The sequence below is a fragment of the Bacillus halotolerans genome, assembly GCF_001517105.1.
GTDB classification, from domain to species: Bacteria; Bacillota; Bacilli; order Bacillales; family Bacillaceae; genus Bacillus; species Bacillus halotolerans.
In genome coordinates this window covers 155,698-169,297 of record NZ_LPVF01000012.1, presented here as the reverse complement: position 1 = coordinate 169,297, position 13,600 = coordinate 155,698, and the positions used below count along the sequence as shown (strand labels likewise).

At 46.7% G+C, this 13,600-nt stretch carries 15 protein-coding genes; 9 read left to right on the top strand and 6 right to left on the bottom strand.

The genetic code is table 11. The features are described from left to right. Nucleotides 1-64 precede the first annotated feature (64 nt). The 5 genes from AU387_RS16075 to AU387_RS16055 all read right to left on the bottom strand — a co-directional run bounded on the left by AU387_RS16075 (nt 65) and on the right by AU387_RS16055 (nt 4,105). Nucleotides 65-247: a DUF8096 family protein gene (locus AU387_RS16075; protein ID WP_059336185.1), complete on the bottom strand. Its 183-nt coding sequence runs from the start codon at nt 245-247 to the stop codon at nt 65-67. 179 nt (nt 248-426) lie between these two features. Beyond that, nucleotides 427-864, bottom strand: coding sequence for a hypothetical protein (locus tag AU387_RS16070; RefSeq protein ID WP_059336184.1), 438 nt, complete (start codon nt 862-864; stop codon nt 427-429). Nucleotides 865-969: 105 nt separating this feature from the next. Further along, nucleotides 970-1,173 (bottom strand): hypothetical protein, encoded by a 204-nt coding sequence (locus AU387_RS16065; RefSeq protein ID WP_059336183.1) that lies wholly within the window; start codon nt 1,171-1,173, stop codon nt 970-972. Between the two features lie 362 nt (nt 1,174-1,535). Then, on the bottom strand, nt 1,536-3,299 hold the full coding sequence (locus AU387_RS16060) for a right-handed parallel beta-helix repeat-containing protein (RefSeq protein WP_059336182.1): 1,764 nt from the start codon (nt 3,297-3,299) through the stop codon (nt 1,536-1,538). Further along, on the bottom strand, nt 3,299-4,105 hold the full coding sequence (locus tag AU387_RS16055; RefSeq protein WP_063623066.1) for a poly-gamma-glutamate hydrolase family protein: 807 nt from the start codon (nt 4,103-4,105) through the stop codon (nt 3,299-3,301). Before AU387_RS16055 ends, AU387_RS16060 begins: the two co-directional genes overlap by 1 nt. 132 nt (nt 4,106-4,237) lie before the next feature. Between AU387_RS16055 and AU387_RS16050 the strand changes: the two genes are divergently transcribed. From AU387_RS16050 to AU387_RS16030, 5 genes are all read left to right on the top strand, one after another. Beyond that, nucleotides 4,238-4,459 carry a helix-turn-helix domain-containing protein gene (locus AU387_RS16050; protein ID WP_010334017.1) on the top strand — a complete coding sequence of 74 codons (222 nt, stop codon included), beginning with the start codon at nt 4,238-4,240 and terminating at the stop codon, nt 4,457-4,459. 98 nt (nt 4,460-4,557) lie between these two features. After that, complete coding sequence (locus tag AU387_RS16045) at nt 4,558-5,583, top strand: glycosyltransferase family 2 protein (RefSeq protein WP_059336181.1); 1,026 nt, start codon at nt 4,558-4,560, stop codon at nt 5,581-5,583. A gap of 449 nt (nt 5,584-6,032) precedes the next feature. Beyond that, the gene (locus tag AU387_RS16040; RefSeq protein ID WP_059336180.1) at nt 6,033-6,419 is read left to right on the top strand and encodes a phBC6A51 family helix-turn-helix protein; all 387 of its coding nucleotides are present in this window, start codon (nt 6,033-6,035) and stop codon (nt 6,417-6,419) included. 443 nt (nt 6,420-6,862) lie between these two features. Then, nucleotides 6,863-7,141 carry a hypothetical protein gene (locus tag AU387_RS16035; RefSeq protein ID WP_059336179.1) on the top strand — a complete coding sequence of 93 codons (279 nt, stop codon included), beginning with the start codon at nt 6,863-6,865 and terminating at the stop codon, nt 7,139-7,141. Nucleotides 7,142-7,255: 114 nt separating this feature from the next. Beyond that, the gene (locus AU387_RS16030) at nt 7,256-7,447 is read left to right on the top strand and encodes a hypothetical protein (RefSeq protein WP_059336178.1); all 192 of its coding nucleotides are present in this window, start codon (nt 7,256-7,258) and stop codon (nt 7,445-7,447) included. Nucleotides 7,448-7,587: 140 nt separating this feature from the next. Here AU387_RS16030 and AU387_RS16025 read toward each other — a convergent pair whose 3' ends face one another. Then, nucleotides 7,588-8,139 carry a tyrosine-type recombinase/integrase gene (locus tag AU387_RS16025; protein WP_059336177.1) on the bottom strand — a complete coding sequence of 184 codons (552 nt, stop codon included), beginning with the start codon at nt 8,137-8,139 and terminating at the stop codon, nt 7,588-7,590. 415 nt (nt 8,140-8,554) lie between these two features. On the opposite strand from AU387_RS16025, the gene terL reads away from it, so the two are divergent. The 4 genes from terL to AU387_RS16005 all read left to right on the top strand — a co-directional run bounded on the left by terL (nt 8,555) and on the right by AU387_RS16005 (nt 13,591). Continuing rightward, on the top strand, nt 8,555-9,991 hold the full coding sequence (gene terL, locus AU387_RS16020; RefSeq protein ID WP_059336176.1) for a phage terminase large subunit: 1,437 nt from the start codon (nt 8,555-8,557) through the stop codon (nt 9,989-9,991). A gap of 70 nt (nt 9,992-10,061) precedes the next feature. Further along, nucleotides 10,062-11,591: a phage portal protein gene (locus AU387_RS16015; protein ID WP_082687953.1), complete on the top strand. Its 1,530-nt coding sequence runs from the start codon at nt 10,062-10,064 to the stop codon at nt 11,589-11,591. Nucleotides 11,592-11,678: 87 nt separating this feature from the next. Next, nucleotides 11,679-12,410: a phage scaffolding protein gene (locus tag AU387_RS16010; RefSeq protein ID WP_082687933.1), complete on the top strand. Its 732-nt coding sequence runs from the start codon at nt 11,679-11,681 to the stop codon at nt 12,408-12,410. A gap of 59 nt (nt 12,411-12,469) precedes the next feature. After that, nucleotides 12,470-13,591, top strand: a complete 1,122-nt coding sequence (locus tag AU387_RS16005; RefSeq protein ID WP_059336175.1) for an SU10 major capsid protein — start codon at nt 12,470-12,472, stop codon at nt 13,589-13,591. Nucleotides 13,592-13,600: the final 9 nt, after the last annotated feature.

Here is a 13,600-nt window from a genome sequence, read left to right as displayed (position 1 = left end):
TTTTTCCTTTTCGGTCTCCTCAAATCCGCAGGCCTTACATATACCTCCCATTAATATTTCCCCCTCATATATTCTTTTTCATGCCGCATCTTCTACATTCGCGCAAAAACTTTCCGTTCTTTACCGAGCTCTTAAATAACGTATAGTCGCAGTTATCGCAACGCCCTGCGCGAACATCCGGCATTTCCTTATATTCGTACGTTATCGTCGTATTGTATCCCTTTGTTTCGTAATCCTTTTCCTCCATCCGCTAAACCTCCGTGTCTATTCGCGTTGTATAGGTAAATTATAACACGTTAGTATGCGGAAAAACCGACGAAACTGTGCGCCAGCCTCAAATTTCCCACGAAATCAAAGCGAAAGAGTCGCCATAACGCCGATCAGGTACGCTAGGGTACCCCGCAGCTTAAAACGGCTCACACACGCTTATTTCACGTTAAAACGCGCTGACTCAAAAGTCCCGATATAATGGCGCTTGCCTGAATCCGTATAACAATCGATCTGGATTACGTAGCTTCCGGAGCCAGTTTTACCACGGATCGACTTTACGCTAAATGACTTCAGCGGCGTTGCGGTCTTAAAGCTTCCGCGCTGTACCAAGCCAGTGTCAGTCAGCCCGCCACCTGAACGCTTTTTATAAACGCCGGCCGTATAATAAAGCGTGGCCGCGCCTTTCTTTTCGGCTTTCCAATCGACCGTCTTCGCGCTGCTAGTATACGTAGTCGCATCCGTATATACACGCGCTTTATGTCCGAACTTTTCCGTCTGCCAGCCCGACCATGCTGCGTCTGCTTGCGGTGCTAAGGCGATTGTACTCGTTAAAAGAGCCGCGGTGATTACGATTGATTTAAATAAACGTTTCATACGATTTCCTCCTCGACCTGTAGGCGCGCTCCACACGTAGGGCGGCACGCGTCAGGCTCTATTTTTACGTCAAGTCTTGCGTAATTACATTCGTTACAAGCGTATTCAACCATCGTTAGCGTCTCCGATCTCATTTTCGATCCGATAGCCGAAGTATTGTAACATCGAATTGATGCCAATTTGGTAAGCGCGCCCACATCGACCGAATTCGGCGGCGGGGCGCTCGTATAGGTCGAGGATCTGCGCTTCCTGCTGCGGTGTAAGTGCCGGTGTATCCGACCATATTTTGCGAATCATAAGCTGCTGCATACCGTTATCGCCTCCGTTTGAATGCGACGACCAGGCCCGCGATTGCAACGATCAGGGCCGCCGCCGTAATTACGATAGATAAAGCCGTTAACATGGCGCGCTCGCCTCCTTGTGTTTTCGTTTTTGATACGGTACTATAGGAGACACGGGGAGGACTCTCACATCTATCCCCGTATCAACGTTTCTGGCGCTAGTCGTTTTTGCGATTAGCGTTTTTTGCGTTAACGCAGGCGGTTGCCAAATTCGTTACCGCAATGACGAAGTTTACTATCGCCGTTATAATTAGTACCGTTTCCGCGTTTAATTCGTTTTTCCCTCCTTTCTATAATTAAATTATACGCTAGCGTATAGGTAAAGTCAAGCTAAATTGGAATATTATTCGTCTCTATGTCCGTTTGATTAAGCGAAAGGTTGCCGGATATTTTGTTTCCGATAACTCGCGAATTAATAGACTCGGAGGTCTTTATCGGATTATACAACGCGAAAGAACTAACGGAATAAACAACGTTTTCCTTTACTAACGCGCCGTCTGTGTTCTTCGTTTGAATGCCGTAACCACCGGAAGACGTCCGGTTAAACGTTATATCATTTCCTGATATCTCGGGTTTTTTACCGCCTATAACGTAAATCGGTATCAAACACTTCGCGTCAGTTATATCGTTGTCTTTGATGCGCACCGTTCGACCTTCAGCGCTTTCTCCGTATATAGCCATGTTTGTTGGCGATGGGATGTGAGTGTTTTTAATAAATACGTCACTGCCTTTATCGAAAGCTACCGAGTATCCCGCAGCGTTAGGATACTCGGTAAGATCGACGTCATTATCGAATACTTTCGCTGAGGACCTCGTAATTACGACGCCTTGTTTGCTTCGCTTTATATCATTCGACTTTGCTTTAACGTTGGTAGAATCGATGATCTCCATCGCGGTGATATCCGAGTCATTTAATTCGTTACCTTCGAACGTTATATCTCTAGAATTGCGCGCGCAACACAGCTTTCCTGGACAGTGGTTTACGGTATTATCCGAGAATTTAACGTTCTTGGCTTCGAATGTGGCTAAGGCAATACCGTCCACGCTTAATTCTGAAATCGTATTGTCTGAAACGGTAACGTCACCGCCGCGAACATCTATACCACTGCTGAAGCCTTTTATTGTATTACCGGAAATGGTTGCGTTATTTCCTATGAAACCTGCCGAAACACCGAGCCCCGCAATTGCAGTGTATTTTTTATCCTTACGAACAAATATATTATTTTCGATGTTTGTATCGGTTCCATATCCGTAAGAGATCGTATTGTCCGAATGGTTTTCGGATATAACGACCTCATAACCGCTGAAGTTACACACCGACTGTGCCACGTTGCCTACGAAAGTATTATTCGTTATTTTGACGTTGCGTGGCTCTTCGTAATCAATGTCGCCTTCACCATATCCTTCGATGTCAATGCCCAACATTGGCATACAGCCATCGTTTATGCCCGCGTTGGTAATTTCGTTATCATGAATCTTAACGTCCTCGCCGCCTGTAACCGATATGTTATTACGGCGTGCTCCGTCTAACTTGCAGTTTTTAATCGTTATATTGCGAGCGGGGCGGTAAGTCGTCCAGGAAACGTTAAGCATTCCTTGCGCGTTAACCATAATACAGTCGCCAGTAAAGTCCGCAATATCAACGCCTTCAATTACGACGTTTTTCGAGCCATGTACGTTTATGCCGTAACCCCATTCGTGCGTTTTCCTCTTTTCGAGGTCGCCGTGACCGGTAAAATCGTGCTGATAACGCTCGCCTCGGATCTTGCCGCCTTTTATCGTTACATCCTTGACCTCTCCAATATAGATGCATGAATAACCGTAAGAACTATTTGACTCAACGATGAATTCTGCTTTTGGATGCAATATTAGAGTTATGCACGATGGCACACGTATCCCGGCTCCTTCTTCCGGCTTAACAGAAAGTCGATTTACTGCGTCTATAAGATATTTACCTTTCGGTATATAAACCTCAGAATAACCGGCCTCAGCGGCTTCGAAAATTGCGCGATTGATTCCTTGCGTAGTTGCGGCCGCCTCAGTTCCATCGCAGTAAATACCGTACTTTTCGACTTCCAACGTATATCGCATCATTATTCGTTACCTCCAACGTTATAATTTTCGTTAATAAAGGCCGACAGCAACCCGGTAAATTTATAGAACGTCTCGGTTTCGGTTCCAGCGCGTCCAGTAAGCGAGAACGTACCGAACATGCTTTTCCGCAAACCGGTACTAAGTTCCAGCTGCAGACTTTCGCCGGTTACGCACTTATTCGCTATATTCGCAGCACTGGCGCCCGCAAATCGATGTCCTTCGCCTACGAGTTCGGCGCTAAAGCCGGCAGCATTCAAGCGGTCCACTAACGCCTGACCGCGTATTGGATCGGTGCCACCTACGATAATGTGTTCGGCGCTGTCGCTATAACCATGGAGCGATATAACGCGTTGGTGGCGCGTAACCAGGTCAAGCGCGGTCGGTTCGTCGAAGTGAGTGCTCGTGATGTGGAGGTCGAAGCCATTCGGCGTCTTAAGCGATTCGAAAAGATACGTTGAATAGTCGTTGCTGAGTTCGCGGGCAAGTTCGCTAGTTCCGCCTTCAATACTGCCGCCGTGTGGCGCGAGTATCAAAACGGGTGTGGCGTGATCGGTCGCGAATATGTTGTAATTCGTCTCGGGTTCGTTTGCTTGGAGTTCGGCAAAGTTGCGGTAAACATCGGTGGCTTGCGCGGTGACTGCGGTGACTGCTGTGAATGCGGATAACATTGCGCATAGAATAAACGCTGTGATATACTGGAAGTGCTTCGCTCGATTCGGACGGTGCAGCTTTGCTTTGGTCGGTGGGGCTGCGCCTCCGTTTCGTTCTAAAATCGCCTTATTCAGTTTTTGTGTTTCGTTAATCATTTCGTTAACCCCTCTCGGATTTTATTAACGAGGGCCCTTCGTTACAATAAACTATACGCTAGCGTATAAGAGGCGTCAAGAGGAATTGCGAAAAAATATTCTCTGGCGTATAATTGTCGCGAGGTGATCGAAATGAAACTTACGGTAAAGCCTCGTCTTGGTGCGGTTCTTTCGCAGCTAGATTGGTCGCAATCCGAATTATCGCGGAGATCCGGCGTTCCACAGGCGTCGATATCTCGGTTTGATAATTCCGAAAGACACTACGATTGGCATGTCGCATCGATTATGAAAGCAACCGGAGCCAAATACGAAGAATTATTCGAAGTAAAAGAAACGGAAGAGGACGCTGAATAAATCGGCGTCTTTTTTTCGTCTTGAAATTCGGATTCGAGTTGGTATAATTATCCTATCGATACAAGTTCGGGAATTCCCGAACCGAAAGGGTGGACGAAATGACTCCGAAAATGAGCGTTATTATACCGGTATACAACGGCGAAAAGTACCTGCGCGAATGCTTAGACAGCGTGCTCGGCCAGACGCTGAAGAATATCGAAGTTTTGATCGTAGATGACGGCTCGACCGATTCAACGCGCAATATTTTACGATACTACGAAGCCATTGACGAACGTGTCAAGCCGATCTACCAAGCGAATCAGGGACCGGCCACGGCGCGAAATAATGCGCTGGAGCAGGCGCGCGGCGAATTCGTCGCATTTATCGACGCCGACGATTGGATCGAACGAGAGACATACGCGACCATGTACGAAGCCGCCGTCGCAAATAACGCCGATATTGTATTTACGGATATCTGCTGGGATTACGAAGACCCTACGAAAAACTATACGAAAAGTTATCGCACAAAAGCAAATACGCCGTTAGGTCGGGACGAAATTAAAGCGGAAATATTAACGGACTTTTTATATAACGGCTCATATGGCGGCGTATGGAAGTTAATCCGAAAAAGTTTAATAGATACGTATGGTTTAGCGTTTCCTGACGGTAAGTATCTCGGCGAAGATTGGCTGTTTAATATGGACGCGTTTACGTATTGTCAGACGGCTTATTATATCGATAAACCGTTGTACCATTACCGGCAAATAAACGACGCCAGTTTAATGCGCAAATATAATCCTGAGCTATTCGATTCGTACATAAACGGAAACACGCTAGAAACGTATGCGAAACGATGGAGGTTATACGACGAAAAGGTTGCGGTAGACTTAGCTCGGCGGAAGTGTTATATCGCGGTAAACGGGTGTATACAGAACGAATTTAAGCCGGGCTGCGATAAAGGGATGCGCGAAAAATTAGCGTTGATTGAGCGCATAGTCGAGCATCCGAACGTAGGGAAGGCGGTAGAGATAGCGTTGCAGCACGAGGAGAGTTTGGCGCGGCGGATTTACCTGGCGATGCTAAAACGGAAGGCGGTATTCGGGTTATTTCTAGCGGGGAAAATACTGTCGTTGAGGTGGCGTTGAGTTGGCGTCATCTTTTTTCGTATAGTTCGATTCTCAATTACGGAAAACTAATTGATAATGAACACGACTTTATTCGTACAAATCGGCGAAAAACACGACTTTATTCGTACACCTGAAAAGTGGGTTCGCGCTTAGAGCCGCAAGGGATACAGCGATTTTAGGCCGCCAATCACTTCTTAGTCTTGTGAATCACAAGCCTCTGGAACTCCGTTTCACTTCGTCCAGTATTATCGCGATCAAGTACTTATTAATTAATATCTGCGCGTATGTAGGGAGCGAAGCGACCGGAATTAGCGCTATGTTTAAATACATACGGAAAGAATTGCGCTAATCTATCGAAATTTATTACGTTAATTTAACGGTAATATAGTGACTTTTACTTCGTTAGCTGTCTATACGTAATAGAAGGACGTAAAGCTACGTAAAACTTAACGGAAAGGAGGGCGGAAATGGCTCGGAAACTTAGCGAAAAACAAATCGCTGCTATCGAATTTTTATCGCAGCCGAACAGAGGCGGACTGACTTACGATCAGATTGCCGATGCAGTAGGCGTTACAAGACAGACGTTGCATAACTGGCGAAACAACGATGACTTTTACGAAGAATTAAAACGCAGAATTAAGAAGCAATCAGCGGAAAGAATGCCGGATATCATAGCGTCAATACCCGATCATATTATTAACGATGGAAATGCCGCGATGCTACGGACATATATGCAGTGGCACGATATGCTGACGGAGAGAACGGAAGTAGACGTTAAGAATGACGGTAATAACATAGCGGATATCAAGGCGGAAATAGAGCGTCTGAGGGCGCAACGTAAAACGGAAGAATAGGCGGACAGTAATATATGAAGCGTTCTGATAGCGGTAGGTTACGCCGTTTGACGGGCGCTTTTATTTTATCAGCCGAGGCTCATTGGCGCGCGACCCCTCGATCACTTTCGGAATAGGCCCCGCAATTATACAGTATCTTATACATATCGCGTTATCACTGCCGTATATATAAACGTTGATATATCACGGTTCATACGATGCATAAATAAAACGTAATACATAACGCAATACAAACACGAATGAATGCCGTTATATCAACGACCGGACCACCCCTCCACTGTAACTTAATCCGATAATGTTACACTCGATATACAAAACGGTGCATACCGTATGAAAAACGAAAAGGGGGCGGGGGAGGAAAAACGAAAAGCCCGGACGCCAGGCACATTTTAAACGCGTATTTCAAAAATTCACTTTGACCTAACGGAAAGGAGGCGTCCACTATGCCACGAGGAATCGAAAGTATTATCGCTGATTTAACGGAATTCAAAGGCGAAGAAGTAACGGTAAGCGATCGCCTGACAACTGACGGCTATTTTATCGCGGTTAAGTTTTCCGAAAAGCTTCCGGAATCTGAAATCGCAGTAGTCGGCGGCACCAGCCCGCCAAAAGAAGCGCTAGATGCGCTAGGGATTTCGCTAACAGACGCACCTTATTTCGGAGTGACGAGCGATTTCTTAATGGGAGCGGAGTGGGTTATCGAACAATTACGTAATAGATAACGATTCTACCACGAAATTAAAGCGCCACAGCCGTTTTAATCCAGCCGGAGGGTATTCGGTAGGGTAAACGTTAGAAACGCTAATTTCGTGTAATTTCAAAGGGAGGGCGAGAAGGTGGAGCGTATTCTTCGATTTGTTTACTCGGCGGCAGAACGTCACAACATAACAACGGATATGATTATCGACGCCTTTTTACAGGTAAAACAAATTGGAATCGACTTGACGGATGAAGAGATTATAGTCGCGCTTGCTGAATTAGGCGATAACGGGATACATGGGCGCCCAGCTGTCGAGAGATTAATTTAGACTTGCGTTCGACATTCGAAAGGGTTTAGAACCCGACGGTCGACTTAGCCTACGTGAGTCTAACGCAATCAGAACGAGGCTTCCGCACCCTACGGCGGCGGTCTTTTTGTGCTTGCGTAAATAAAAAAAGCACCGCAGGCTTAAACCTCGATGCTTTCGTAAGCTTCCGATATTTCGTCGGCCGTTATTCCGATGTATCTCAACGTTTCGCGCTCGCTTGAGTGTCCGAGTATAGACATAATGCGCGTAATATCAACGCCGTTTTCGTGCAGCCGATAGCCGAACGTCTTACGGAGCGAATGCGTTCCTATCGCGCCGATTTTATCCGCAATGCCGGCCCGTTCGGCAGCGTCGTTGAGTATCCGGTACGCTTGAACGCGACTAATCGGCTTGCCGCCACCTTGACGGCTGGCAAATACGTAGTCTTTATCGTCAGCGTCACTTAAATACGTCTTGATTTCGCGCAGCACGGACGAACTAAACGTAATCTTACGTTTTTTCTTACGTTTTTGTTCCGTAATGACTAGCGAATCTTGGCCGCGAAGATCCCCGACCTTAAGCGTTAATAAGTCGCTGATACGCAGCCCAAAAGCGGTGCCGAGCGTCAATAACAGACGGTTGCGACCGTTCAGGGCGTTCTTCAGTTTATTAAAATCGCGCTTAGATTTAATCGGGAATACTTCGTTAGCCATTTCGTTCACTCTCCGTAACTTAATTTATATTTTGTTACACTCATAGTAACGAAAATGATAACGAAAGTCAAACGAAATTAACGAAAAGGAGGCGATCTTTATCGCATGGGTTGACGGACGCTGGCTCAAACCGGCTGAACGCGCTGAATTAATCAACGTTCTAACTGAATACTTAGACGCGTTAGATGAAACGTACGGCGACGACATTCCTGCGTCAGAGATCGCCGATTATTACGAAAAAGCGACCGAGCTTGAGCGGCTTAAACGGATTCATCGATGCGAAGGTAATCTGCTCGAGTTCTCAATCGAATATTTCTCGGACGCACGAAACCCGGATAATGACGGAAACTGGGACGGATTCGATGTTACGGATGTGAGCGAAGCGCCCGATTTCCACGTAGAGATATGCGACATTATGAACGTCGTGTCTTCCGAAAAGGTTAACGAAAAGATAGCGGCAGCGGCGCCTCGTTCGCACGCAAAGTCGACTTACTTATCGAAAGCCTTTCCGGTTCACGAAATCGTTTATCGGCGACGGAAATACACGATCATCATTTCGGAAACGCCTTCGGTATCGAAAGCGAATATGGAATGGATTCGGAATCAGCTCAAGTTTAACAAGAAGCTGCGCGCCGACTTCGGCCCGTTATTGTCGCCGCAAGACCAAGCGAATATTATCGATAACTCCGAATCATTTATCGCGTGGCATCCAGACGGAGACAGTCGAAAGCAGCTCGCGCTAGTCCAAGCGGCATCTACCGGTCAAGCGTTGCGTGGTCGTAACTGGAACGGTACGCGTCCGGACCTTATTATTTGCGACGACTTAGAGGATGCGCGCCCAGGAGGAAACGCCAGCACGCCGGAACAGCGAAATAGTCTCCGGAACTGGTTCTCTCAAACGGTCATGCCGTTAGGTGATCCGAAAGGAAAGCGGACGGCCTTCGTTTACATGGGAACGACGGTTCACATGGACGCTCTCTTAATGCACGTTCTATATAAGCGGTCGGACTTCGTCACGAAAGTCTATCGCGCCATTATCAAACAACCGGAACGACTCGATCTTTGGGAAAAGTGCCGCCTAATTTATATTGATCGCGAAAATCCGAACCGATTAGCCGACGCAGAACGGTTTTATAAAGAAAATGAAGCCGAATTATTGCGCGGCAGCCGAGTTTTATGGCCGGAAGTCCAGCCGTTGTTTAAATTAATGCGCTGGAAATGGGATAACGGATCAAAAGCGTTCAATACCGAGTACATGAACCATCCAATCGACGAGGAATCGATGATTTTTAATCCGGAAAAGTTCACGTACCACAACGGTAATATAGATTACATGAAATATGACGTTTCCCTTGCGGTGGATTTTGCGATGGGGAAAGAGCGTGGAGACTATTCCGCAATAACGACAGTCGCTATCGATAAGATTAGCGGCTCTATTTATGTTATTGACGCGTTCGGACAGCGTTTGAAGCCGGACGAGTTTATGAAAGTCATCGTCGAGAAGGTCGTTAAGTTTCAGCCGACCGTAATTGCGGCAGAAGCACAGGCGGCGCAAGAGTTTTTCGTAGATGAGCTCAAGAAACAATTAACGAAAGCTGGCTATCCGGCAGATACTCGCGTTAAGAAAATAAAACACCGTAGCCGTAAAGAGCTCCGTATCGAAGCGTTATTGCCTTCAATCGAGAACGGAACAATCCAGTTTGATCGGAGGCATGCGCTATTACTTGAGCAATTCGAACAGTACGGAACCGGAGCCCACGATGACGTTATCGATGCTTTAGAAATGGCGGTTTCTGCTGCGGCTAAATCGCGCAGACGCAAAGGCGGTAATGTCGGTAATTACCGTTACTAAACGAAAGGAGGCGTTTTAAATCGTAATTGTTGATCGTAATTTTATTAACCCGTTTCAATTCGTGATACCTATCGAAGAAGCAATCGGTTCACGCGAATTCCAGCGTATTTGCGACGAAATTAAGCTTTATCGGCGCTATGAAGGCAGCCTAAACGTTTGGTCCGACTATATTAAGCCGGACAACATCGCATATGAGCCGACTACACTTTCGATGAACTACCCGCGAAAGTTGATCGATACGATGGCGGCTTGGCAATTCGAGAAAGAGCCGAAAGTATCAGTACCGCCTGATGTAATCGACGATCCAGCGCAAATGATGCAACCAGGTTACGAACCAAGCGCGGAGCAGCAAGCGGAAAATAGTCGGGCAAAGGCGAAAGAGCGGCTACTGAAGTGGGTTTGGGATGATAACCGGATGCACGAAAAGCTTCTCGCGGCGGCTAAAGATCGTGCCATCAGTCGTACGGGCGTGTACGCAAGACTCCACTACGACACTCGACGCGGCGAAATTAAAATCCTGTGGCACCCTTCGACGGAAGTTATCGCTGTTCATAACGAATGGGACGCCGACCAATTAGACGCTGTTCATTTTGTAGCGTGGCTTGACGAAGAGCAGACGCGCCTTTGGAAGCTTTCGTATTATCTCGTATGGAAAGGGGACGAAGAAACCGGAGCCTATGATTGCGAGATCGAGGAAGCCGTTTATGACGACGGACTGTCCTTGCGCGATCAGAGAGTCGAAAGAAAATCGATGGGGCTCGATTTTATCCCGGTTGTTCATATCCCAACGGACAAACTTACTGGACATAGCGAAGGTTACAGCGAGATCGAGAAACTGATCGACACGGCCGACGAAATAGACCGTAAAATATCGGACTACTCCGATGCCCTTCGGTTTGAAATGTTTGCGATTACGTTACTAACTGACGTAGATTATGATCCGAAAAATCCGTTTCAAGTTTCGCCTAGTGCGATTTGGGACCTCGGAGAATCGGGCCAAGAAGGCGGAGGGACGCCAGACGCGAAGAAGCTTGAAAGTGGATTTAAATTTAAAGAAGCGATCGAAGCGTACCTTGACCGGATGCAGAAACGGCTCCACGAAATCAGCGAAGTTCCGATGGTCAATACGGCTGATATGAATACCGGCGGTATTAACGACATGGCGCTAAAGCTGCTATACGGCTCGATCATTTCGAAAACGCAGCGGGCTTGGATCGTTTGGCAGTCCCGTTTACAAACGTTGAACGAATATATCTTGCGTTATATGAAAGCGCGCCAAGAACATCCGCGATTCAAATACGACCATAAGCTTCTATCGCAAGTCGATGAGTATTACGATAACAAAATTATCTTCGGACTTCCTTTACCGGAAGACCAAGCGGCGTTAATTACGCAGCTAGGCGAAGAAATTTCTAACGAAATGGAATCCGTAAAGGGCGCGATCGCTCGAAGCGGAAAAGAAAATCCGGAAGCTAAATTTATGGAGATTTTACAGGAGCGCAATCTTAAAATGCAGTCGCAAGACCCTTACGGTGAGTCTACAAACGGCGGATCGCCGGAAGATGAAACGGAAGAAGACGACAAAGACCCTAACGCATAACAACGCTTGACCTACGATATGTCGTTAAACTATCGGTTGTTGTTTTGCGTAATCCATAGCCGACGGGCTTTAAACGGAGGTATACAAATGGATGTACAACGAAAGTTATTGCGTTTAAACCTACAATTTTTCGCGGAACAGGAACCGGAAGAAACAAACGCTCAAACTACGGCTGGGGAGCCGGAACCAACACCGACAGAGCAAACACAACAGCCGGAAAAGACGTTCACGCAGGCCGAACTTGACGAGATTTTAAATAAACGGCTTGAACGCGAGAAAAAGAAGCAGGCGGAAGTAGAGGACCAGCTTAAACGATTAAAAGCGTATGAGGAAGCGGAAGAAGAGCGCAAAAAGGCGGAAATGTCCGAAGCTGAACGTTTAAGAGTCGAAAAAGAAGAAGCGGCCAAGAAAGCGGAAGAGGCTACAGAAGCTGCGAAAAAGGCACAAGAAGCTGCGAACCAGAGGATCATTAACACGGAGCTTCGCGCTATCGCTCGGTCACTTAACGCAAACGATCCGAATCAAGTTCTCGCGCTACTCGACAAGTCAGCGGTACAGATTGACGAAGAAGGAAACGTAGTTGGAGCCGAAGAAGCGGTCGCAGAATTTAAAGCGTCAAGTCCGTGGATGTTTAAACAGCCGATCGGAGCAGACGCTTTGGGCGGAAGCAATCCTTCGACAAACAACACTCAAACGGAGATTGTCGCGAAAGAAAAAGAACTCGAAGAGGCTAAACAAAAAGCTCTCAAGGATAGCAGGTACTCCGGAACAGTGACCAAGATATTCAATGAGCTTTTGAGTTTAAAAACCAAACGGTAATTCAGTCGCCTTCTTGGCGGCTTTTTTTTAATTACAAAAACTATTAGGGGGATTAACACATGGTAGCAACTAGCTATGATTTCCAGCAACAGGTTCGCCAAATGCAAGCGAACGTAGATTTAATTCTAACGAAGGCTCCGGTTCTTTTCGGGCTTATCGGCACAGGGGAGGGTCTCACGCAAACTAAATTCGAATGGCAGAACGATTATTTGAATAGTGACACTGGCGTCGCTAAAGCAGCGGCTACAGCGGACGCAACTGAAATCGAGTTGGCCGAAGGGGACGCACGTAAATTTACTGAAAATGCTCTTGTGCAAAACGGCCTTGAAGTATTACGCGTAACAGCAGTCGATGAAGCTGCCGACAAGATCACTGTTCAACGTGGTTATGATGCGACTACTCCTGAAGCAGTCGAAGCTGACGGAGAATTGAAGGTAATTTCTCGTCCACGTCCAGAAGGTGAGGACGTATTTAGAAAGAACGAGATTAACGATCGTATTGTGTCGTTCAACTACTCGCAAATTTTCTCTCGTTACGCTTCCGTATCCCGTACACAGCAGCAAGTTAATACGTACGGAGTTTCTGACGAACTCGATTATCAGGTTAACCTTCGTCTTCAAGAGATGGTTCGGGAAATGAACAACTCACTTATTTATGGACGAAAATACCAAGGATCAGCGGCCCAGCCTCGATCTACTGGCGGATTATTCGCTTTTGCCCAAGAGCAAGGAGCGAATAATCAAGACTTCGGCGGAAACGAAATCAAAGCCAAAGGCTTAAACGATGCTATCGAAGAGACTTTCAAGCGTGGTGGACGAGTTAATACAATCCTTTGCGCTCCAAACGTTTCTCGCCAGATCACAAAGCTTGCAGGTGACACTATTCGTACTACTCGCGGAGAAGGTCAAGTCGGTTATCAAATCATGTCATTCATGAGTGATCTACCTGGCGGCGCAGTTTCTCAAGTCGTTGTGGACCAAAATATGCCGAAGGACCGCGCTGTTTTACTTGATCTTGATAACATCAAAGCTCGTTATCTAACTCCTGTATACGACCAAGATGCTACACCAAACGGTGCAGATTATTTCTCTCGTGTAATCCGTGGCGAACTCGGCTTCGAGATCAAGAACGCGAAAGAATCAGTTGCAATCCTTTCTGGTATCTCTAAATCTGTTTCCTAATATGACGGG